General features: G+C 44.0%; 19 protein-coding genes. 9 read left to right on the forward strand and 10 right to left on the reverse strand.

Going from position 1 to position 23550, the window contains the following annotated elements; all coding sequences use genetic code 11:
- Positions 1–14 precede the first annotated feature (14 nt).
- From HFV01_RS10720 to HFV01_RS10730, 3 genes are read right to left on the reverse strand one after another with little or no spacing between them, the layout of a single operon-like run.
- A complete protein-coding gene (locus HFV01_RS10720; RefSeq protein WP_006668803.1) occupies positions 15–1535 on the reverse strand; it encodes a hypothetical protein in 1521 nt (506 codons plus the stop codon).
- Between the two features lie 56 nt (positions 1536–1591).
- The gene (locus HFV01_RS10725; protein ID WP_235677490.1) at positions 1592–2506 is read right to left on the reverse strand and encodes a polysaccharide deacetylase family protein; all 915 of its coding nucleotides are present in this window, start codon (positions 2504–2506) and stop codon (positions 1592–1594) included.
- Positions 2507–2561: 55 nt separating this feature from the next.
- The gene (locus tag HFV01_RS10730; protein ID WP_006625130.1) at positions 2562–3917 is read right to left on the reverse strand and encodes an FAD-binding oxidoreductase; all 1356 of its coding nucleotides are present in this window, start codon (positions 3915–3917) and stop codon (positions 2562–2564) included.
- Positions 3918–4074: 157 nt separating this feature from the next.
- On the opposite strand from HFV01_RS10730, the gene dprA reads away from it, so the two are divergent.
- Positions 4075–5205: a DNA-processing protein DprA gene (dprA, locus tag HFV01_RS10735; RefSeq protein ID WP_193521073.1), complete on the forward strand. Its 1131-nt coding sequence runs from the start codon at positions 4075–4077 to the stop codon at positions 5203–5205.
- Between the two features lie 88 nt (positions 5206–5293).
- Here dprA and ispD read toward each other — a convergent pair whose 3' ends face one another.
- Positions 5294–5983: a 2-C-methyl-D-erythritol 4-phosphate cytidylyltransferase gene (ispD, locus tag HFV01_RS10740; protein WP_006625132.1), complete on the reverse strand. Its 690-nt coding sequence runs from the start codon at positions 5981–5983 to the stop codon at positions 5294–5296.
- A 286-nt stretch (positions 5984–6269) separates the two neighbouring features.
- On the opposite strand from ispD, the gene HFV01_RS10745 reads away from it, so the two are divergent.
- Positions 6270–7232, forward strand: coding sequence for a glycosyltransferase family 9 protein (locus HFV01_RS10745; protein WP_006625133.1), 963 nt, complete (start codon positions 6270–6272; stop codon positions 7230–7232).
- Between the two features lie 42 nt (positions 7233–7274).
- Here HFV01_RS10745 and HFV01_RS10750 read toward each other — a convergent pair whose 3' ends face one another.
- Both HFV01_RS10750 and HFV01_RS10755 read right to left on the reverse strand, forming a co-directional pair.
- A complete protein-coding gene (locus HFV01_RS10750; protein ID WP_006668805.1) occupies positions 7275–8624 on the reverse strand; it encodes a TIGR03279 family radical SAM protein in 1350 nt (449 codons plus the stop codon).
- A 156-nt stretch (positions 8625–8780) separates the two neighbouring features.
- A complete protein-coding gene (locus tag HFV01_RS10755; protein ID WP_006668806.1) occupies positions 8781–9695 on the reverse strand; it encodes an undecaprenyl-diphosphate phosphatase in 915 nt (304 codons plus the stop codon).
- Positions 9696–10112: 417 nt separating this feature from the next.
- On the opposite strand from HFV01_RS10755, the gene HFV01_RS10760 reads away from it, so the two are divergent.
- Positions 10113–10844, forward strand: a complete 732-nt coding sequence (locus HFV01_RS10760; RefSeq protein ID WP_006625136.1) for a DUF3120 domain-containing protein — start codon at positions 10113–10115, stop codon at positions 10842–10844.
- 15 nt (positions 10845–10859) lie between these two features.
- On the opposite strand, the gene HFV01_RS10765 is transcribed toward HFV01_RS10760, so the two are convergent.
- Positions 10860–12788 (reverse strand): N-acetylmuramoyl-L-alanine amidase, encoded by a 1929-nt coding sequence (locus tag HFV01_RS10765; RefSeq protein ID WP_006668808.1) that lies wholly within the window; start codon positions 12786–12788, stop codon positions 10860–10862.
- Positions 12789–13054: 266 nt separating this feature from the next.
- Here HFV01_RS10765 and bcp point away from each other — a divergent pair, with 266 nt between their 5' ends.
- The 3 genes from bcp (at position 13055) to HFV01_RS10780 (ending at position 15184) form a co-directional block, all read left to right on the forward strand.
- The gene (gene bcp, locus HFV01_RS10770) at positions 13055–13522 is read left to right on the forward strand and encodes a thioredoxin-dependent thiol peroxidase (protein WP_006625139.1); all 468 of its coding nucleotides are present in this window, start codon (positions 13055–13057) and stop codon (positions 13520–13522) included.
- A 5-nt stretch (positions 13523–13527) separates the two neighbouring features.
- Positions 13528–13995, forward strand: a complete 468-nt coding sequence (locus HFV01_RS10775) for an NUDIX hydrolase (protein WP_006625140.1) — start codon at positions 13528–13530, stop codon at positions 13993–13995.
- A 322-nt stretch (positions 13996–14317) separates the two neighbouring features.
- A complete protein-coding gene (locus HFV01_RS10780) occupies positions 14318–15184 on the forward strand; it encodes an alpha/beta fold hydrolase (RefSeq protein ID WP_235677491.1) in 867 nt (288 codons plus the stop codon).
- On the opposite strand, the gene HFV01_RS10785 is transcribed toward HFV01_RS10780, so the two are convergent.
- Together HFV01_RS10785 and ltrA are read right to left on the reverse strand one after the other, a co-directional pair.
- Entirely contained in the window at positions 15164–15946 is a 783-nt protein-coding gene (locus HFV01_RS10785) for a pantothenate kinase (protein ID WP_193521275.1), read from the reverse strand. The genes HFV01_RS10780 and HFV01_RS10785 overlap by 21 nt on opposite strands.
- Before the next feature lie 82 nt (positions 15947–16028).
- Positions 16029–17840 carry a group II intron reverse transcriptase/maturase gene (ltrA, locus tag HFV01_RS10790; protein WP_193520857.1) on the reverse strand — a complete coding sequence of 604 codons (1812 nt, stop codon included), beginning with the start codon at positions 17838–17840 and terminating at the stop codon, positions 16029–16031.
- 294 nt (positions 17841–18134) lie between these two features.
- Between ltrA and HFV01_RS10795 the strand changes: the two genes are divergently transcribed.
- The 3 genes from HFV01_RS10795 (at position 18135) to HFV01_RS10805 (ending at position 21129) form a co-directional block, all read left to right on the forward strand.
- On the forward strand, positions 18135–18332 hold the full coding sequence (locus HFV01_RS10795; protein WP_193521354.1) for a hypothetical protein: 198 nt from the start codon (positions 18135–18137) through the stop codon (positions 18330–18332).
- A gap of 375 nt (positions 18333–18707) precedes the next feature.
- Entirely contained in the window at positions 18708–20726 is a 2019-nt protein-coding gene (locus HFV01_RS10800) for a serine/threonine-protein kinase (RefSeq protein WP_193521074.1), read from the forward strand.
- A gap of 100 nt (positions 20727–20826) precedes the next feature.
- Positions 20827–21129, forward strand: a complete 303-nt coding sequence (locus tag HFV01_RS10805) for a sll1863 family stress response protein (RefSeq protein WP_046319431.1) — start codon at positions 20827–20829, stop codon at positions 21127–21129.
- 90 nt (positions 21130–21219) lie between these two features.
- On the opposite strand, the gene HFV01_RS10810 is transcribed toward HFV01_RS10805, so the two are convergent.
- Complete coding sequence (locus HFV01_RS10810; RefSeq protein WP_318286238.1) at positions 21220–22059, reverse strand: hypothetical protein; 840 nt, start codon at positions 22057–22059, stop codon at positions 21220–21222.
- Positions 22060–23550: the final 1491 nt, after the last annotated feature.

Consider the following 23550-nt stretch of genomic DNA (forward strand, 5'->3'; position numbering starts at 1 on the left):
AACCATCTACTTACCTAGGGTAGCCATCGGGGGTTAAATCCCAAAAACGGCAATTCTTCCGGTTTCCATTGAGAAGCATTAGCATCTGTTGAACTATCCGTTACTAAAGGCAATAACCACAGGCGACTCGTGGTAATAGTATCTCCCCCATCAGTACGAGGTCGGTTTTCTATCTCTTCATCCATAATTCTAGTTATAGTTTGATCAAACAGTAAAGCCAGACCATCGGGAGATAAACTCAGATTAATTTGTTGCTGATTCGGCAAAATTACCAGCGGGAAAATCTCCTCAGTTTTTAAGTCGATCGCCACAATATAAGGCTGTTCTGTGTATTCCTCGTTATCCTCAATTAGCTCAGTAATTAGAGCATAAATAATTGTCTGGCTAGGGTCAAACTCGATACTCAGAATATTGCCAAACTCAGCAGTTCTATATAATTCCCGTTCATTACCTACCGTATCCACCACAAATAGCGATCGGGTTCCATCGGAATTAAACTTTAGTAGCGCCGCCGCCGACCCATCGGCAGCAAACCCCAAAACCTGACCAAACTTAGGTAAATATTCCAGCACCTCAGCATTGGGTTCTAAGGGTAAAATAGTCGTCAGATCCGGCCCTTGGGAAATCAGCAAAGATTTGCTATCAGGTGCAATCATAAAATTTCCCCCCTGAGTTTCTAAAGGTCTCGGAGAACGTCCCTGCCGAATCACCCAAGGACTAGCATCAACCGGATTTCTTTTGTTGACCCGCTGCACAACAATCACCTTACCATCACGAGACAAATCAAATCGGAGGTTACTGTAATATTTGTTATCTAAAATTGTTTCTAATTGACCACGATGTTGAGGCGCTGAAGAACCTTGACCTACAGATTCAGGGTTAATACCAGTCATCACAGTATACAATTGTGGGTCAAACTGTCCACTACTACGATCGCCCCTTTCTATAGCTAAAAACAAAATGCGATCGCCCCTCGGATAAGGTTCAAACTGTATTACCGTTAAATTTTCAGGAGTTAAAGCCACAGGTGTCGGGTCTTGAGACAAATTCACCAGCATCAGTCTCCCTTCCTGGTCTCCTTCCACCCCAATATATACAAAAGCGCGATCGCGACTACGAAAATAGCCCGTAAACGGTTCAATTAACTGACCTTCCTGATTCTCATATAATTGATCCGTTACCCCTTGTAACTGCACACTGAACGGCGTACCATAGGGAACCGGATCTAGCAAAGTATAAGCCATGCGCTTTCCCGCCCAACTGATTTTTCCCGGTAAAGGCGGGTCAATGCGGAGATTTCTCTCTACCCCCTCCCGGTCCATCGGACGGTTAAATGTCAACAGAAACGCCCTATCTTCCGCCCCTACCAGCCTATTCGCCCAACTGAACTCTCGCACACGAGGAATAGTGCGATCGCCACTCAAAACCACCCCCAAAATTAACACACCCAAAACTAACATCAAAGTGATCGCCGCTCGATCCAACGGTTGACTTTTTTCCGCCAAATTCCTCAATTTAGATGGAAAGCTGGTCATAGTTCCTCTATATGTATGCTTATGATCCTGTCCTACATTAGCACAACTACCAAAATTCAGTTATCACTGATAGACAATTTCACAGGTTTAGCCATTTCTGCCATCTTAATTAATTCATGAATTTGGGTGTCTTTATTAACCGGAATACGAGAAATTCGGAACGGATTTTTTAACTGAGTTGGTCGGGAGACTCGATTATCATAAAGATACCCAGTTAAATGATAGCCTCTCAGATATCTTTCTAATTGAGTAGATAACGCACCAAAAGGATAAGCAATATGAGCAGCCACTAATTGATTACGATCTAAATCTTCGGTACATTTCCGTAATTGAGATTTCCCCCATTCCAACTCAATCCGTAAATTATTAGCATCTAGTTTAGTCAGATTTTGATGAGAATAGCCGTGAGACTGAATATCATAATATCCCTTGGCAAAACCATATCGTAAATCCTCACAACTTAGATGAGGAATATAGGGAGGCATATTAACCCCCATATAAGCAGGATTAACAAATAAAACCACCTTCACTTTTTCACGATAAATATATTCCAAGTCTTTTAAGATTGGCAGTACATGATCATGAACCCCAGCATAACCATCATCAAAGGTAATCATCACTGGCTTGCGGTTTTCATACTCAGCCGGTATAGGTTGAGACTTTTGGATAAAATAAACAAATAAATCCTGGCTAGACAGAAACCAATAATCATTAACTACTAGGTAATTCAAAAAACTATAAAGCTGGCGTTTTTCGTAATCTGTACTAACTAGGGGACGCTGAAATTTAACTAAGTCTTCCCGGCTATCAATAATATCATGAAATCCAAAGATAGGAACTCTCACCCATGGAGATTTACTAGCACCAGAAACACTTATACTTAATAAACTTAACAGGAATAGCCATATACTCCGTATAGATAGCCTTTTAGCAATTATTAATATCTCCAAAAACCTGTTAATATTAGTCATTGATTCTCCACCATTATACCTGCCTCTCCCCAACCCTCTTTCAGAGATAGTTACATTATCCATTATCCACCCATCCTCTCATTTTACCAGGATTGAGTAAACCTAGAGGATCATATTTTCGTTTAAAGTTTAATTGTTGTAGATCAACCTTCTTCATTCCCCCATCTTCCAAAATGTAGGTATGGGGATTAAAAATAATTGCCCCTCGGTCTTCATGATATTGGATAATTTCATTTAACCTAGCTTCATTCGTAAATCGGACAATTGGTAACCCGGCTGGGTGTAAATTTCCCCCAGTACGCAGAAACTCCAAATGCTGAATCACCTCATCCCCAAAATAATCATAACATTCCTGAATCAATTTTAATTCTGGGTCGGCTGGAAATAGGGTTTGTAAATAGGTTAAAGATGGGTCTATACTGCGAGCGTGTAAAGTCGTATGATTCCAGGTAAACTCAATGATAGTTGTACCCTTTACGGTTTCCTGGGTGGATTTTTGATAGCAGATTTTACCCTGAAAATTTTTAATCAATTCTTGTAAAGGTTCGAGGCTAGTTTCAGCTACCATTAACAGTGCCGCCTGTTCACCAGATGGGATCATCTCACGAAAAGGAATAAAATAGGATGGAATTGGGGCGGCGCAAATAGAAACTAATTTTTTGATCATACCATCGGACTGACTTAAAGCCTGACCGAATTTCGCAGCATTCATAAACTCGTTAAAGGTGACAATTAACTCCACCCATGGATATACAGGTGCTAGAGGTATTTCTAATTGGGTAATAATGCCATTAGTACCATAGGCATGATTAATATTTTGCACGGCATCTCCCCTGAGTTCAATTATCCGAGGTTCCGCTTCTAAGGTGACAACACGGACGGCGTGAAGGTTGCCATTATCCCGTAATTGTCCATAAGTAATCGAACCAATACCACCACTACCACCACCAATAAAACCCCCAATAGTCGCTGTCCGATAGGTAGAGGGAAACATCCGCAGTTCCCAACCAATTTCGCGAGTTTTTTTGTCTAATGCTGCTAGTTTAACCCCCGGTTCTACACAGGCACAACCTGGCTTAATCCAGACTATATTATTCATTTTAGACATATCTAAAATTACCCCACCTTTCAGGGGTACACACTGCCCATAGTTCCCGGTTCCGGCTCCCCTAACCGTTAGGGGTATCTGATAGTCAACGCAGAGTTTAGCTACTTTTAAAACTTCCGATTCCGAACGGGGAAGCACTACAATATCACCCGTTTTGTCTTGTAAAAGCGGTTTTAAGATGGGGCTAAAGTGGTAGTAGTCTTGGGATAGTTTGGCTACCTGAGAGCGATCGCTTATCGTTTCAATCTCTCCTAACATGGCACAAAAATCATCCCAGTTGTGCTGGTCACTTGCTCGTGTCATTTGCTTTTACCTTGAATTTCAATTCACCGCACATCCCCGCCAATTACCAGCTCTCTCTCCCAAAAACCAAGTTTTTATTCATTGCTGATTTGCGGATATTGTGCTATACTATATTGTAGCATATACTGGTTAAATGTAATTTTCATTAAAATCCCCAATGTCTGAGGAACGGGTTTACTGGCTGGCATGGTCAAAAATTCATGGTATCGGCCCCATCACCCTTCAAAGATTACAGGAAAGGTTCGGAAGTCTGGCCACCGCTTGGCAGGCATCCCCCATGGAATTAGGTTCTGTAGAAGGGTTCGGAAGACAGAGTTTAGAAAAAGTGATCACTGAGCGATCGCAAATTAACCCCCAGCAACTATTGCAAAATCATCTGATTAAAAACCCTAACTTTTGGACTCCCGCCGACCCAAATTATCCTCGGCTTTTATCAGAAATACCCTCCCCACCACCAGTGCTTTATTACCGAGGAATAATCAACCCCGAAGAAAATCAAGGCCATGTCCCCACCATTGGCATTGTAGGAACCCGCTACCCCACAGAATATGGACGACGCTGGACTCGCAAAATTAGCAGCACCCTAGCACATCATGGCTTTACTATTGTATCAGGAATGGCAGCAGGTATCGACACAGAAGCTCATCGCAGTTGTTTAGAAGCAGGAGGACGTACCCTAGCCGTTTTAGGCACGGGAGTTGATATTGCTTATCCCAAAGAAAATCGCCCCCTTTGTGAGCAGGTATTACAACAGGGATTATTAATTAGTGAATTTCCCAGTGGCACTAAACCCAACGCTACCAATTTTCCCCGACGTAACCGCATTATTGCTGGGCTAAGTCTGGCAGTATTTGTCATGGAAGCACCTCAACGTTCAGGAGCCTTAATTACTGCCCGTATTGCCAATGAATTTGTCCGAGATGTTTATGTTTTACCAGGTCGTTTAGATGATGAGAAATCCCACGGTTGTCTAAAGTTAATTGATGGCGGTGCTGGCGTGATTCCCGTGGACATTGAACAACTCCTAGAACAACTTGGCGCTATCCCTCAATTAGACACACCTACCCAGCTTTCTATTCTGGAACAGACCCAACCCCGACCAGAATCTCCTAATTTAGACCCAGATTTAGCTAAAATATTAAATGCGATCGCCTCCCAACCCACACCATTTGATTTAATTGTCGAACAGTCGGGAATGGATGCCGGAAATGTCTCTAGCCAATTATTACAATTAGAATTATTGGAGTTAGTTACCCAGCTTCCCGGAATGCGATATCAGAGAGCATAATCAATCACCACTTTCCTAATTAATAAAATCCTAACCTACTCGGTTTATTAAAACTCGGAGATATCGGCAGTAATCGTCCCCGCTTTGATTATGTAATTGCCAACCTTTCCCGCAGGATAAACTCAGCAATCTGTAAATCTACAGGAGTAGTAACTTTCAGATTAGTTTCCTCCCCCTCCACCACCTGAACCGGAAGACCACAACGTTCAAACAGCGCCGCATCATCAGTAACGTCCCAACCCAGATGACGGCCTTTTTCGTGACATTCCCTCAGTAGTGGAACTTCAAAACCTTGGGGAGTTTGGGCGGCCCATAATTGACGGCGATCGGGAGTATCCTGGATAAAATTATTACCATCCACTATTTTGATGGTATCCTTGACTGGAATAGCGGCAATCAAACCAGATACCGATTCCAGAGCCTTCGTACAGCGATCGAATAAATCGGGGGTCGCTAAACATCTCGCGCCGTCGTGGATTAAAACCCGGTCGGCTTCAGGGGGAAGAGCTTGTAAGCCGTTATAAACCGACTCCTGACGGGTTTCTCCCCCAATAATGAACTTTATGGGTAGATTCAGGGAAACCTCGTCTACGATCGCCTTAAAATCCGGGAAATCAGCAGTTTGTCCGATAATACCAATCCAAATAATCGATTTAGATGCCCCGGCACTAGCTAGAGTCCAACCAAGTAGGGATCTGTCCAATAATTTCAGTAGCAATTTGTTACAGCTTGCCCCCATACGCCGTCCACTTCCGGCGGCGGGAATTAGTAAATACATGATTACCTAAGTCTTTTGTTTTTGGTGATAGTATTATAGAGCGTCACTGAGAATAGGCAAACCATTCGATGCTCATCTCGCGCCCTCTTTAATTATTCTTCTAAAACCAATTTCCATCCCTTTCAGCCATGGCATACAGGCTGTGGCGCTGCCCAAAAATTATTCCCCCCTACTTCACCCACTCAGGTTAACCCCCGCCCAGTAAACCTGAGATATTTTTCTATGGTTTTCCGAACTGTCTTCATTTAGAATTAAGCTGATAAGTAGATTAACTCTATTAATTAAAATGAAAATACTAGCCCTTGTCCCAGGTGGGATTGGCGACCAAATTCTGTTTTTCCCTACCCTAGACGATTTAAAGCAAGCCTATCCCCATGCCCAAATTTCCGTAGTGACCGAACCTAGGGCCCAAACTGCTTACCGCGTCTGTAAGTCAGTATCCAAAGTTATCCCCTATGATTTTAAAGGGCGCAATAGTCTCGCCGACTGGGGTAATTTGATTGGCATTGTCCGTGACCGAGAATATGATGTAGTGATCTCCCTCGGACAACGATGGACTGTAGGGCTGTTGCTGTGGCTGACGGGAATACCTAACCGCGTCGGTTATGCAGGGAGTAGCGGAGAAATCTTTCTCACCGATGCTGTCCCCCTCAAAACTGAACAGTATGCAGCCCAGATGTACCATGATTTATTGCAGGGCCTAGACATTATCACCCCCTTTAGCGGATTACAGATTAATGTCCCTAAGTCGGACTTGGCTTGGGCTGATAGGGAACAGGAAAGCCTCGGAGTTAAGGAAAGTGGCTATATCCTTATTCATGGCGGGTCTAGTCAGATGGCTATTAATAAGGGCATTGATAAAATTTACCCGGTTGAAAGCTGGCAGAAGATTATTGAGGATATCCAACAGCGACAGCCTAACCTACCTGTGGTTTTGGTCGAAGGACCTGAAGATCAAGCCCTGATTACTCAAATAACCCAGCGTTGTCCTCAAGTTAAGTTGACACAACCAGAGGATATTGGTAAACTCGCGGCGATGATCGCTGCTGCTAATCTTATGGTTTGTACCGATAGCGCCCCCATGCACTTGGCGATCGCCGTTGGTACTTATACCATTGCTTTATTTGGTCCTACTGATCCTCATAAATTACTCCCCCCCAGCGAAAGGGCGATCGCTGTCAAATCTCCCACCGGAAAAATGGCTGATATCTCCCCTGATGAAGTCTTAAAGCGGATTTGGGGAAATTAGGTTTTTTTGTGGACCAACTCGACACGCTGAGGCTTCTGGCTTTCAGTGTGTCAGATTTGAGGCGATCGCCAACAATTCATCAACCCCATTTACAGTTACAATTTTAGTCTGCAAAGTCGCCTCTACTTCCGCCACAGTCAAATCATCCAAAAAGCGAGTATCCCCAGTTTTCAACATTAAAGACGGAAGCAAAACCCCATCACCCAAATCTCGTCCTTGGAGTCCCGCGATTAAATCCTGACCCGTCAACAACCCCGTTACAGTTATTTCCTGTCCCCAATAATCACTAGCCAAAGCCACCATTTCCACCCTTAACCCTTCCACCCCATTCAACCGGGCGACAATAGGCTTAAACGCCAATTCTACAGCATTCCCCACCACCCAAGTCCAGCGCCGAGGACTAGCCACACCATTCCCAGTTTCCCATTTCACCCTCTCAAAAGCCGTCTCAAATTCCCTTAAAAACTTACGAATAGACCCCACCCCATTACCAATTTGCGGATAGTCCTCATAATCAGACTCTGGTGGTAACTCCTCACGGGCGATTAAAAACCATTCATCCGCCAACCACACACAAGTTGACCCCAATTCTTGCTTGAATTTATCCTGGAGGTTTTGCACTTGCTTAATCACCTCCCTCGCCTTTTCCTGGCTTACCGAAATCAGTTGATCTTCCGGGGGTCGAAAACGAGTTAACCCCACCGGAACCACCGCCACCGAAGCCACCGCCGGAATATCTCCCCGGTGAAATTCCGCTAAATCTAGTAAAGTTTTTTCTAGGTGAACACCATCATTTATCCCCGGACAAACCACCACTTGAGCATGAATTTGTAAACGGTGCTTTTGAAACCATTTTAACTGCTCTAAAATCTGACCTGCTCGCTGATTTTTCAGCAGCAAACTTCTCACTTCTGGCTCGGTGGCATGGACGGAAACATACAGAGGCGAAATTCTCATCTGAGCAATTCTATCCCACTCAGATTGAGGTAAATTAGTTAAGGTTAGATAAGAACCATAGAGAAAACTCAGGCGATAATCATCATCTTTTAAGTAAAGAGAACCTCTTTTTCCAGGCGGTTGCTGGTCTATAAAGCAAAAAGGACAGCGGTTATTGCACTGAATTAAACCATCAAATAGGGCGGTTTCAAACTCTAAACCTAGGCTCTCGTCATAGTCTTTTTCTAGCTCAATATGATGGGTTTTTCCCTGACTGTCAATCACTTCAATTTCCAGAAACTCATCCGCACACAGGAATTGATAATCGATTAAATCGCGGGGACGAGTTCCATTAATGGACACGATCGCATCTCCGGGTTCAAAACCCACATCAGCCCCAATGGAGTCCGGTAACACCTCAGTAATTAGCGCCGGACGGATAGAAGATACACTCATACTGCCATCTCAACCTCACAGATAATACCCTACCACAATCAATTATCCATTAATTCCCTGGTGAGGTAGGACGGGTTGGTTTCTTAATCTTCTGGCCCGCCTGGGAGGAACTAGCGGAACTTCCCCCGATCGCGATCGCCCTCTCCCTATTCTATATTAAATATTCTCCAAAGCGCCGCCTACCACTGCCGTTAAAATCGCCACACCAAAAGCTAGTCTATACCACACAAACAGCCATGTACTACTGGTTTGCAGATAACGGATTAACCAGGCGATAGATAGGTAGGAAAATATGGTTGACGAAATTAAACCCACTACTAACGCCGCTGTACTAATGTCGTCTATTCCAGCCTCTAAGAAGTCTTTTAATTCTACCAACCCTGCTAGGGTAATCGCCGGAATTCCTAATAAAAACGAAAATCGGGCGGCGGTTCCCCTTTCTAGTCCCATAAATAACCCGGCGGTTATGGTGGAACCTGACCGGGATACACCCGGTATCAGCGCTAAGGTTTGCGCCAAACCCATCAGTACCCCGTCCTTAGCATTCAGATGGTCAAAGTCTCGCTTTCGGCTTCCTAGTTTTTCCGCGATCGCCAATAGGCTGGCCATCACAATCGAAGCGATCGCGATCGCCACTGTACTCCGCAGAGGTGAACTATCGTAATCGGGTATAAATAATTTAATCAGTAACCCAAAAAACACAATCGGTAGAGTTCCCAAACCAATCCCCAAAGCCATACGAAAATCTACCGACTGGTAATCCGATTTAGCGATCGCATCTATCGCCCCCAATACTACCTTTTTCAGATCAGACCAGAAAAACGAGAAAATCGCCGCCATGCTCCCCAATTGAATAATAGCCGTAAATGCTACCCCAGGATCTCCCCATCCTAGTGCCATCGGAACTATTTTTAAATGGGCGCTGCTACTAATCGGGATAAATTCCGTTAGTCCCTGGACTATCCCTAAAATAATCGCCTGGAATAACGTCATCTGCGATTCTACTTCAATTTCTCCCATTCCTGGCGTGACTAAATCTGCCATATAGACCGGAAGACTCTGGAAATCCATGATTGTGGGGAATTGTCTCATTAACTCTAGATCTGAAATTTACACTTCTACGCACTGGACCAATTTAACATCCTCTCGTCAATTAACAGAGTTTTGTTAAGTTTTGTAACAAATATTAAGAAATGTTAAAAAATTTGCGGATTGGGGAAATGGGATATCTTTTTGAGGTCACTTGTGTTACTATATTAATAATGGGATTTATGCCTTTTTTTTATTTTTGCTAATATCCAATTATTTAACAATATGTCAATATAATACCCCAAATCGTCCCCCCTGTCAACCCCCCTTTATCTTTTTTTTATAATTGACCAAAAAATCAACTATTGATTTTTGTGTAGAATTTATGCCCCTGGGGGGGATAAATATTTGTGATATCATCAATTAATATGAACTTCAGTAACAAATCTTAAAGAAGCCTTGTTTAGCAATATTCTTCTGGCCTACATTCTGACATCAACTCAACCGCTGTGGGTACAGCAGTGGTCTTGGGCAACATTTGTCAAAAAAGCCCAACAGAGTCAAAGGTGGTTACCATTTACGATCGCCGTATTTTTAGTATCAGTCCCAGTATTTTTCCAAGCGCCCCTAGTGAGAATCTGGCCAATGTTGAGCCTAATCATGACCGGGGGATGGTTAGGGGTAAGTTTATATTTACTGAGAACCAAAGAAACGGAATTATGGGGAGATTTGCTATTTGGATTTAGCTGGACTTGGTTAACCGGGTCGATATATTGGGGTTGGCTGAGGTGGGAACCCCTGCTACATTTACCGGTAGAATCGATAGGAGTTCCCTTTGCGGTGTGGTGTCTGTGGCGGGGATGGGGTAAAGTAGGCAATTGGTTTTACCTAGGGTCTCTATTCGGAACCGCCGTTACGGACGGATACTTTTATATAGCAGGTTTAATCCCCAGTTGGCGACAATTAATGCAGGTCGATCCATCAATGGCCATGCCTATATTCCAAAATGCGATCGCCCTAGCAGGAACCCCGTGGGGAATTAGCTGGGCGGTAGTATTAGCCATGACCCTATTCGGAGTAGGAGTATTTCCCCTCCAGTCCCCAGAACCCCAGTGGTGGGTATTTGGCGGCGCAGTTTTAAGCACCATTTTAGTGGATAGCCTATTTTTAGTAGCCGCCTGCTTTGCTTAAATAGGCAAGTCAAGCCTAGTATCCACTGGCTCGGAGATATTGAAGAATACCTTGAGCGATCGCCTGAGCCATGCGAGTTCTTTGTGCTGGGTCAGCCAACAAACGAGCATCATTAGCATTAGTGAGAAACCCCACCTCCACCAAAGCCGAAGGCATAGTCGTATTTCTGAGGACATAAAACCGAGCCTGCTTCACACCCCGATTGTGCAGTGAGAAATTAGCCAGGATGCTGTTTTGAATGTACTGAGCCAAGCTATAGCCAGTTTGATGGTAGAAAGTTTCCACACCCGTAGCACCAGCGCGATAAGCCGCATTGGCATGGATACTCACAAAAGCCACAGCCCCAACACGGTTAGCTAATGACACTCGCGGTTCCAGGTCAATAGTGCGATCGTCAGTGCGGGTCATCACCACATTAACCCCATTCTGCTCCAAAATCTGCTGAACTTGCAGGGAAATAGAAATAACAACATCCTTTTCTCGAATACCACCAACTCCCACCGCTCCTGGGTCACTGCCGCCATGTCCAGGGTCAATAACCACAGATACCCTAGCATTAGGATTTCTACCCACAGGAGGCTGAGGAGATGGACGATTAGGCGGCGGAAAAGGTAGTGGGAGGGACGAAGGTGGTCGATTTTGAGCCGGAGGCGGAAAAGGATTCGGATTATTTATAGGTGGTTGTGTTACCGGGGCTGGAGTTCTGGGGGGAGGAGCGCCAGACGCTAAATGCACACCCATAGGAATAGCCAATTCTTGAGGACTATTTTGGCTAACCTGTCCTACCTGCACCCTGGTAGCTGGTTGAAATAACACCGTAAAAGTATCTGGGTCTTCCTGACGCAACCGAGACCAAATAATCGGTCCTCCCACTTCTCTTTGGGGAAGTCGCACCCCGTCAGCTAATCTAGCCGAGAAAAACGTAATACCATAAGCTCCCGTTTCTGCATCCCAACCGTGAGTATAGTTGAGAGGACCATTACCCCTCACCGCGAAATAGGATTGATTTTGAAGGGTAATCGACTCAATGGTAACTATACTCGAACTTGCCTGCACAGCCGGGGGAACTCCGCCTTGGGGCCAAATTGATACCCCTCCCGCTACTGCTCTGGCTTCCCAATTTTGATTAGTATTAGGGGTACTGAATGTCACCCGCACCACTGGGGGGGTTGTGGAAAGTTGGGTAACTTGACTTATGGCCACGCCTTCCCGGTTGACTGCTCTCCCCCTTGTGGTCGCACCCCTCAAACTCGCGCCGAAAATATCTAAGGTCATCCAAGTGCCGTCTTGAGAGCGTTTCAACTCAATCTGTGGCATTTGACCTGTGGTCTTTAAGACAATGCCGTTATCGCGCATTTCGATTTGTTCAACAAATGTTTGCGGCTGGTTAGGAATTGAACGGTTAGGGTTGGCTTGAGCGGTCTGTTGAAATTGTTGTTGGACTGGCTGCTGAAATTGCTGTTGGACTGGTTCAGTAGCGCTAACCACAGTAGCTTGAGCCGGAAGTGCAGCCGGGGGTGATGATGAGCCAATAGCTTGGGGTTGTGGTAGTTGTACCATCCACTCACTGGCAGAAATCCCTCGAAACTGCACCATTTGCGGGTTTAGGGTATAACCTTCTACCAGTTCTACAATAATTCTGGCATTTTGATTATCGGCTTGTTCCCAACGAATTTCACGAATATTTCCCCCTGGTGATGAACGCTGACCGGACACAGAACCTAAACTTGTCCCTGGTAGTTCAATTACCAGACGGGTCGGGTTCGAGAGCAATTTCGCGGTAGGCTGTACTCCTTCATCTGTAGTAAATGACAGACGATTTTGGGAACTTTCAAATTCCCAAGACCGAACTTCGGCAGCTTCGGCACCTGATGCCATCAGCAAGACACTTACTAAACTGGGGAGTAACCAGCGTTGGAGTAGATTGGATCCAATTCTTAACACGGTAAACAAGTGGAGGAGGTAGTTGAGCTTTTATGGAACACCTGACATTCTAGCTAATCGGGTTACGCTTAACCTGAAAATAGCCCAATGTCTGGTAGCAGGCTAGAGCATGATAACATACAAAGGTTTTGGGTCAACCATAGTGACGGTATCATTGTCGATGTTTAAATATTGCCATAACCATTATTATTTAACGACAGTGGCGATCGCTATTCAGAAAGGTTTGACCCTCATTCCCCCATTATTCTCTGAAATCCCCTAATACTATGAATCTAAATGTTGGTGATCTCGCTCCAGATTTTACTCTCTCCGACCAGGACGGAAATTTGATTACCCTCAGTCAATTTCGCGGTCAAACTGTGGTTATCTATTTTTACCCCCGTGATCACACTCCTGGCTGTACTAAGGAAGCCTGCGGTTTTCGCGATGTCTATGCAGATTATCAAAGTAACAATATCATTGTTCTCGGAATTAGCACCGATGACCCTAAATCTCATACCAAGTTTATCAACAAATACCATCTGCCTTTTCCTCTGCTCTGTGACCCGGATGGTAAAGTTGCCACCCTCTATGATAGTTATGGCTTAAAAAAATTCATGGGTCGAGAGTTTATGGGTATTTATCGCCAAACTTTCATCATTAACCCAGATGGCTATATTCACAAAATTTATCCCAAGGTTAAGCCAGAAGGTCATGCTATCACTATTCTTCAAGATTTATCTGGGGAAGGTTAGAAAATATGTTAGAATTGGTGAAGGGCTGGATGCGTTTTGTTTATACGGTTTTGGGCATTATTTTTCGCCATCCTGTTACCGGAGTTAGCATCGTTCCTCTATTGCCAGATGGCAAAATTATCTTGGTTCGCCGCCAGGATAATGGCAAATGGGCTTTACCTGGAGGTATGATAGATTGGGGTGAAGATATCCTCACCACTGTTAAGCGAGAACTGGCTGAGGAAACAGGTTTAGAACTGGTTAAACTTGGGCGTTTGGTAGGAGTTTATTCGGGCGCTCATCGTGACCCTAGACTCCATTCTATTTGTATTCTTGTGTCGGCAGAAGTTACCGGAAATATGCACATTCAAGACACCTTAGAAATTGCGGAAGTTCGTGGCTTTGACTTGACACAAATACCAATGGATAACCTTAGTCATGATTATCAACAACAAATCCAAGACTACTTGCAAGGTCGCACAGCGATCGCTTAATTTTACGACCATGAACACTGTTAATTACACGGCTATATCTTATTAATAATCGGTGGAGATTTTACCAATATATAATCCTCATTAACCCCCCCTAACAGCCTCAAATTTGGGGGATTTAAGCCTCTGGGATACCTGCCAATTATGCCAATTATATGCCAGGTAAAAGCTATCAACCGTATTTTTTTAGGTCTAATGCTGATAATATATACTATAATGACATCATCTCGCTTCTGGCTATTCCCATCTATGATCTGCGATCCCGGGATATGACTAACCATCGCGAGAATAGTCAACTCATCATACTGCATCTCATTATATGGCTATGTTTGAACGTTCTTTTCCCTATGCTGAGTCCCAGGAAACACCGTTATTGTCCCAACCATTGCGCCATTCCCGCGTGAGACTTTCCCAGGGACAAGTATTCTGGCGTGAAGTTGGCGCGGGTCCTGATGTAGTTTATCTACATGGGTCATGGCAAGATAGTAGTCAGTGGCTGCCGATTATAGAAGAACTATCCTCAGACTATCATTGTTATACTCCCGATCGCCTTGGTTGTGGTGAGTCGGAATCCCCCAATATCCACTATTCTATCACGATGGCGGTGGAAAACTTAGCGGAATATATTGAGTGGCTGAAATTAGATCAGGTTCACTTAGTCGGACATTCTCTGGGGGGATGGATAGCAGCCAGTTACGCAATTCGCTATCAGCATAAAGTCAAAGGTCTAGTCTTAATTTCCCCAGAGGGGGTAGCAGTGAATGGAATCGAAAAACAATGGTGGTGGATGCGGTGGTTATGTGGAAATCCTCCCCTTTTAGCAACTTGGCTAAAACTGGTACATCCATTTACCCGTTTATTGGGGAAAGGGGATGCGATCGCCGATTGGTTAAAAGCGCGAGAAGTGATGATGCGATCGCCTATTTCCTGCCAGTTTTTGTTTAATCGCCGTCTGGCTGAAATCCGAGGGGAATTACTTAATGAGCAGCTAAACTCATTAACCATACCCGTATTAATTTTACAAGGAAATCGTGATCAACCGATGACTCAAGCCATGGCGGAAACCTTGAACTCCATCCTACCTAATTCTAGCCTAAATTCTATGGTTGCTGGCGGCGAAAACCTCCCCCAAGAGTTTCCCGCCGTAGTCAGTGAATATATCCGTCAGTTTCTACAAACTCACCCGATTTAAACTGGGAAGATTTCTATCTCTGACCATAGCTGACATTCCCCAAAAAATAGCTTCAGGGGTATCTACAATCAAAGCAGCTATTTTTGGGTATTGACTGTTAAGGTAGGTCATGAGAGGAATGCGATCGCCTCCTGTAATGCTAATTTTACTGTGGGGGAACTCCTGACACCAAGCAGTTATAAACTCCCGCAGACCAGCTATCATGCTGTGGATAATACCACTGGCGATCGCTTCTGATGTATTCACACCCCACCTTTGAGGTAAACTCTCAGGAAAAGCCACTTGTGGGAGGGTGGCTGTACGATTAGATAAGGAAGAAAACTGTAATCCTAAACCGGGTAATATTGCGCCGCCTATTAATTGGCGGTTTTGATTTACTCCGGTTAAAGTTAATGCCGTCCCTGCATCAATAACTAATATGGGAAAACCCAACTGATTCCCCGCACCTAAAACAGCTAAACCCCTATCTATTCCGAAAGTTGGATATAATCCCCCTAATGGTAACAACTCTAGGGTGATAATTTCAGCTTGGGGGTAGTTTTGCCATAATTGCATTTGTTCAGGCACTACAGAGGCTATAAATAGGGGTACAGGGGATATTTGATGAAGCCAAGACCATCCCATTTCTAAGGGAGATTGATTAAGGTGTTGAGTGTCCCAGGTTTCCACTAAAGTCTCAGCCTGAAATTTCCCCCAGTGTAGTCGGGAATTACCAATCATTAATCCTAGCCAGTTTGGGGGATGCGATCGCAATTTCATCATGGGATAGTAGGGGTCGAGAATGGAGTCGCCTCCATCCCCTCCCATTCAAAACCGGACGTGAGACTTTCACCTCATCCGGCTCCTAGTCTGACTGTTCCATTGTTAAGGATACAGCATTGGCGTTGTCTAACGCCGTTTTATCATCGTGACAGTGGCGGTGTAATAGTTGAAGATTCTTATATTCATCCTTTCCACCTTGGCTTCGAGGTATAATGTGGTCTACTTCAACTAAATCCGATGGTGCGAAATACTGTCCACACCAGGTACACCTACCCTTTTGCTTTTTGAGTAGTTTTGCTACCCTGTTTGACGTTTCGATTGCTTGTCCTTTCCTGGTTGCCCAGTAAGTCCAATTTCCGTCGTATGGTGTTGCGTCTGGGCGTATTAGGGTGTGTCTGACAATCGGAGTCCAATTATGTTTCCATAATTGGTATCCATCCTTAGTCTTGAATAACCAATTTTCATGTCTTTCTTTCCCATTGCTAAGTTTAACCGTTCCTTTGTGGAAGTAGTTTCCTAGCTTTTCGTAATTTGCCTTTCCGCATCTTGATACTGTCCATGCCCGTAACATTGACCAAGTTATATGGTCTAGTTTATTGAAGGTCTCTGATGAGACGACCCCTGAATAGTAGTTTGACCATCCCCTTATGATTGGGTTTAGTTTACTAATCAGGACTGATTGAGGTGCTTTTTTATGTTGTTTTATTACACCTTTTATCGCTTCTGTATGGGCTTTAACTGCTTTTTTACTGGGTTTGATGTGGGTTTTGAGACCCAACATTTTATGTGGGGTTTTGTTAAATAGGAAGCCTCCTTTTCTTCTTCCCCCACTTTTTCCAGATTTATATTTTCCTACTGGATATTGCCTGATATTGAATCCTAGAAAATCAAATCCTGGTACTTCTGTTTTGCCGTTATACTCAATAGGATTGAGTGTATGGCAAATTCGAGTCTTTTCGGGTTTAATTTCTAGTCCTACAGGTTTTAGCCATTCGGAAATGGCAATTTTGCACTGTTCAATGATTCTTAGGTCTTTGGATATGACCACAAAATCATCGGCGTATCTTATGAGGTTTACCTGAAAGGTTGTTCCTTTATTTGGATACATTGTTTTTATGAGCCTAACCATTCCATCCAGTGCGATGTTGGCTAGGAGTGGACTTATTACCCCTCCTTGGGGTGTCCCTGCTTCTGTATCCTCGAATACACCGTTATCTAGCACGCCTGCTTTGAGCCATGATTTCAGGTCTCTTTTTAGACTGCTTGGACAATGAATTTTGGACAGAAGGTAATCATGGTTTATTCGGTCAAAACATTTAGCTATATCTGCATCCAGAACGTAATAACCTCCTTTGTTGATACTCTGAAAGATTCTGGATATTGCATCATGGGCAGACCTGCCTGGTCTAAACCCATAGCTGGTGTCTTCAAATCTCGATTCCCATTCAGGTTCGAGAGCCGACTTAACCAAGGCTTGCCTCGCTCTATCTTGGATTGTGGGTATTCCTAGAGGGCGTTTTTCATCCCTACCAGGTTTTGGAATCCACACCCTTCGCAGTGGTTTTACTTTGAGATTTCCTTTAATGTTCTCAACAAGTTTAAACCTTTGCCTTGGTGAGATTGCTCTCATTCCATCGACTCCAGCCGTTTTCCTGCCTTGATTATCTTGGGTCACTCGCCGTACTGCTAGTAGACGGGCATAATATGATTTGCACAATAGACGTTGCAACCTTCTCGCTTTTGCGTCCTGTCCCGATTTAGCTGCTTGAAATATCCTCTTTTGGAGCTTGAAAACTTTTCTCTGAACTTTCGCCCAGGGAATTTGTTTCCATACATTCGTAGTCTTGATTGGCTTTGATTTCTCAAACCCTTTCTTTAAACTCGCTTTCGTCATAGTAACTCCTACTAGACTCTATTCTTTACAATCAAACCGTGACCCGTTAGCATATCCCTACCATTACAGTTGGGCATTGGCTTCTGGTCACATCTCACCCCCTAATAGGCTTGCGCTTACACTTTCACTACTGACTATCTCGACCAGATAATCAGAGCCTAAAAGGGTTTACAACGTTCCGTTTATATGGGCATTCCATCTTTAGACTTGTCCTATCCACCGGGGTACTTTTAAAGGTCTGTGTAGGTATTGATATAATTACCCTACTTTTCCCCTTATTCTTTTGAACGCAGCGTGTCAACCTGTTTCGCTACTTATTCTTTACGGTGGTTCAAGTCGGAACATTCAGATTTCCTTAGTCATGGATGGTTGGCAGTGGTCGCTTTTGGTAGTAGGTTCTACTTCACGCCTTCCGTTCCCCGCTTCAATCCTGGGGTTGTGATTCCCAAAACTGGGGGTGGCTATCGCCGTTACTCTCAACGCAATTGTTAAGGAATCATTAAGATTTCCAATTTAGCGTTTTGACCTTGAGTTCCCTGCCTTGTTTTGTATATTTCTATACCAAACGTTGGGACATATAAACAGTTATGGGATGGTCAGGGTACGAGTCCCTTATATTTCACCAAGGGGTGAAAGTCCCACTAGGAGGTTATTTCAGGCATTGCAGCCTTATTTGACTCCTAAACGTCTCGCACTACATAGATAATATAGGATGAGATGATTATAATTAATCAGGGGTCATTCAATGGCTGGCGGCTATCTGGGGGATGAAAAAGCTAAATTATCATTAAGAATTTCGTGAATGGTGGCTAGGGGGTAGTAAAATCCATTAGCAGTTAAGATTAACTCCCCCTAATTCCTAAGCTAATGAGTTACTGTCTGAACCCCCTGTGTTTAAATCCAGTAAATCCTCTGGGAAGCCAAGTCTGTTCAAGCTGTGGCTCATTATTGTTATTGAAACAACGTTATAGAGGCTTAAAAAGTCTGGGGGGTGGTGGTATGAGTCGGACATTTTTAGGGGTTGATGAAGACCGCCTGCAAACCCCCTGTATTATTAAACAATTTTCTCCACAACAGCAGAATGTCGCCCAAATTCAGAAAGCCACGGAACTATTTTATCAAGAAGGGAAGCGACTACAGGAGTTAGAAAATCATCCGCAAATCCCCCATTTATTTGCCTGTTTTGAAGCCAACAGCAGACTCTATTTAATACAGGAGTATATAGAAGGAGATAACCTCCTAGACGAACTAGAATTGGGGGAACCTTTAGAGGAGGGTAAATTGCGGGAACTGCTCTTAGATTTACTACCCGTAATCCAATTTATCCATGACCATCAAGTTATTCATAGAGATATCAAACCAGAAAACATTATTAGGAGACATTTAGACAGTAAATTAGTATTAGTAGATTTTGGAGTCGCCAAACACGAGATAGATATTTTACATCCCAGAACCGGAACCATGACCGGAACGATAGGATATGCTCCCTTAGAGCAAATTCGCGGCGGGAAAGCCTATGCAGCCAGTGATTTATATAGTTTAGGGGTAACTTGTATTCACCTATTAACAGGAGAAAATCCCCAGAGTTTATTTGACCCATATAAGGGAGAATTTATTTGGGAATCGCACCTAGAGAAAAGCGATCGCCATATTAGTCATCAACTGAAGCATATTATCAATAAAATGCTGGCGGATAAAGTACAAGATCGTTATCAATCAGCCGCCGCCGTGTTAGCGGATATACAGCCACCAGTGAGTCTAAAACTCCCGGCTTCCAGCCTACAGATTATGGTAGCAGTTCACATAGCAACTCATCAATCAATTTGGGGAATGCCGCCGCCTGTCCCCTGTGTGTTTCCGTCACTATTATCGACATCACGCGCCAATTTTAGCGGACAGATAAACCCAGAGATATCGGGGACAAATTGGGAATGTCAAACCATCATGAAAGGTCACAAAGCGCCAGTAAATGCGATCGCCATTAGTCCGAATCGATATATATTAATTAGTGGTAGCGCCGACCAAAGTATCCGACTATGGAACCTGAATACAGGTCAATTAATCCAGCGTTTTTGTGGTCATGTAGCCGCCATAAATGCGATCGCCATTAGTCCCAATGGTCGTCGTTTAGTCAGTGGTAGTTTTGACCGCACCCTACTAGGTTGGAACCTGAATACAGGGACCATGACCGATAGATTTTTCAGTCATTCAGGTTCCCCCTATAGTCACCGTTGCGGACCAATTCACGCCGTCGCCTACAGTCCTGACGGTCACATAATTGCCAGTTGTAGCGGTAATGCTACCATCAAATTATGGAATCAACGCAACGGGGAACTTCTCTATCGTCTGCGTGAACATTCCGGGGAAGTTTTTTGTGTCACCTTTGCATTTTCCCCAGCCAATAATTCCCGTAATCACGAAGGTTTATTTAATCATCCCCAGTCCAGTATATTCGCCAGTGGTGGTGCGGACGGACAAATCAAAATCTGGCAATTTGGGAAACTCCACAGCCTGCAAACTTTGACCGGACATTCAGGGGGAGTCCTGTCGTTAGCATTCAGTCCTAACCAGACAATTCTCGCCAGTAGTAGTGAAGATGGCACAATTAAACTCTGGGATTTTCAACAAGGAATTATACTAAGTACACAGACTGTAGACCCAGCCATAATATCTTCAATAGCAATTAGTCCTGACGGTAAATTTATGGCAGGTGGTAGCAATGATGGCAAAATTAGACTCTGGAAAATTGAGATGCAGGGACTATCACAGCAGCCACTCTCAGAGATTTCTGGATACAGTCCTATTACTTTTGGCATAGATAGTCATACCTTAATTTGTCGGGGAGAAAATCATCAACTGTTAGTTTGGCGCTGTCGGGAAGATTAACTCTAAGGAGGTAGATCTAAACTCTAGCTGAGGGTAGATGTCATCACCTCAATAACTAGCTATAGTTAAAGTGTTATTCGCAATCAAATCATTTTTAATTATGGCAACTAGCACTGAAACTAGAAAAGCCTACAAAGGTAAGGTTAAAGCACAAATCGAGAAACTCAATGCTGAACTAGATGAAATGAAAGCTAAAGGCAAACAAGCCAAAGCAGATGCTGCTATTCAGTATCACGAGAAAATTGAGGAACTACAAGCCAAGCGAGATGATGCCAACCAGAAGCTACAAGAGTTACAAGATGCTGGTGGAGAAGCCTGGGAAGAAATCAGAAGTGGCTTTGAAAAGGCTTGGAGTGATGTAGAAAGTGCCTTTCAAAAAGCCTCTGAGAAATTCAACAGCTAGAGATTAGTCATTTTAGTGATTAACTGAAGCCAGGGACAACACCATTAATCAGGTTAATCATATCCTGATCTAGTGTGTCCCTTTAGCTAATTAAAGTAGCTCAATGCGACAATGACCTTCGCCAACATGACCTAATTCAGTCACAGAAAATACGAGGGTATTATATTCTTCCTCAGTCAAAAGCTGTTGAAGTTCTTGGCTGGTAACATTAAGAGTATCTCCCTCAGCGATATTAGCAAAAGGCTGGAAACCAATAGCCTCATCATTGGGAGATTGGTCAATGGGACGGTCAGAACGACCAAAAAAGTGGTCAAAGTGAAAAGTTGTTTCTAATTCAGCTACCCCATTAGCTTTTAAATACCCTTTACGTTCATCTCCGACATACTGACCGCAAAAATGAGCTACAGGTTTATTTAAAGCGATCGTAAAATTGATAGTGCGACCATCTCTTTCCGCTGTACCATCTAAAACCAGCGTAGACCCCGCAAATTCTCCCTCTGTAGCCGTCACCATTTCCCAGGAAAGAGCATTGTAATGTCCTGGAGGTGCTATGGCTGTGGTCACTGTGGGAGTGTCTTCTGTTCCACCAACTAAATCTACAGTGGTCGGTGAGTTGAGAAGCTCAACAAACGTGATATAATCCGGCTGAGAGTCAGTATCTGGATCAAAAGGTGATTGTGCTTGGTAAGCTCTGATATTATTAAAAGTGACATGAGCATGATTAAAATTAAGTTCCCAACCATCTTTACTAACGAACCCTTCTCGCATTCTATCTTCTGCATCTGCAATTAGGGTTAAGGTTCCCCCTTCCTGACCATTAGTTACAATTTCATTAGCAGTCTCAGTAGCAGTCTCAGTTTCTGGCGCGCACCCCACTAACGCCATAGGTGCTAACAAAATTAAGCCAGTAAGGCAGAGTAATTGTTTCATTGATATTTGATTCAGATTATCCATTGACAGCATATTGGGATTATCTTGGTTTCTCCCAACATTTGCAATCCCCCGGAGGGGGAATAATTTAGCCCATGTCACCATTTAATTACACTTGAGGGTTTTTAAAAACGGGTTCAGCCAGTATAAACCGCGCATTTGGGGGGGGTTGCCATCTGCGAACTAGATTTTTGAGTCTAATTAAACCGGATATTTGCCACTTTTTACCAGCAGGAAATATCCGATATAGCAGTTCCCGGAGTGATGAGGTACTTTTCAAAGCCCCTCTCCTTTTCTGGGAGAGGGGTTTGGGGTGAGGGCTGTATTTCATAGAGATGAGAAGCGCTAGATTAACTAAATTGACTGGCGCTGCCACTTTTTACCAGCAGGAAATATCCGATATAGCAGTTCCCGGAGTGATGAGGTACTTTTCAAAGCCCCTCTCCTTTTCTGGGAGAGGGGTTTGGGGTGAGGGCTGTATTTCATAGAGATGAGAAGCGCTAGATTAACTAAATTGACTGGCGCTGCCACTTTTTACCAGCAGGAAATATCCGATATAGCAGTTCCCGGAGTGATGAGGTACTTTTCAAAGCCCCTCTCCTTTTCTGGGAGAGGGGTTTGGGGTGAGGGCTGTATTTCATAGAGATGAGAAGCGCTAGATTAACTAAATTGACTGGCGCTGCCACTTTTTACCAGCAGGAAATATCCGATATAGCAGTTCCCGGAGTGATGAGGTACTTTTCAAAGCCCCTCTCCTTTTCTGGGAGAGGGGTTTGGGGTGAGGGCTGTATTTCATAGAGATGAGAAGCGCTAGATTAACTAAATTGACTGGCGCTGCCACTTTTTACCAGCAGGAAATATCCGATATAGCAGTTCCCGGAGTGATGAGGTACTTTTCAAAGCCCCTCTCCTTTTCTGGGAGAGGGGTTTGGGGTGAGGGCTGTATTTCATAGAGATGAGAAGCGCTAGATTAACTAAATTGACTGGCGCTGCCAATTTTTACCAGCAGGAAATATCCGATATAGCAGTTCCCGGAGTGATGAGGTACTTTTCAAAGCCCCTCTCCTTTTCTGGGAGAGGGGTTTGGGGTGAGGGCTGTATTTCATAGAGATGAGAAGCGCTAGATTAACTAAATTGACTGGCGCTGCCACTTTTTACCAGCAGGAAATATCCGATATAGCAGTTCCCGGAGTGATGAGGTACTTTTCAAAGCCCCTCTCCTTTTCTGGGAGAGGGGTTTGGGGTGAGGGCTGTATTTCATAGAGATGAGAAGCGCTAGATTAACTAAATTGACTGGCGCTGCCACTTTTTACCAGCAGGAAATATCCGATATAGCAGTTCCCGGAGTGATGAGGTACTTTTCAAAGCCCCTCTCCTTTTCTGGGAGAGGGGTTTGGGGTGAGGGCTGTATTTCATAGAGATGAGAAGCGCTAGATTAACTAAATTGACTGGCGCTGCCACTTTTTACCAGCAGGAAATATCCGATATAGC

Origin of the sequence: Limnospira fusiformis SAG 85.79 (assembly GCF_012516315.1) — a bacterium.
In the GTDB taxonomy this organism is placed as follows: Bacteria; Cyanobacteriota; Cyanobacteriia; order Cyanobacteriales; family Microcoleaceae; genus Limnospira; species Limnospira fusiformis.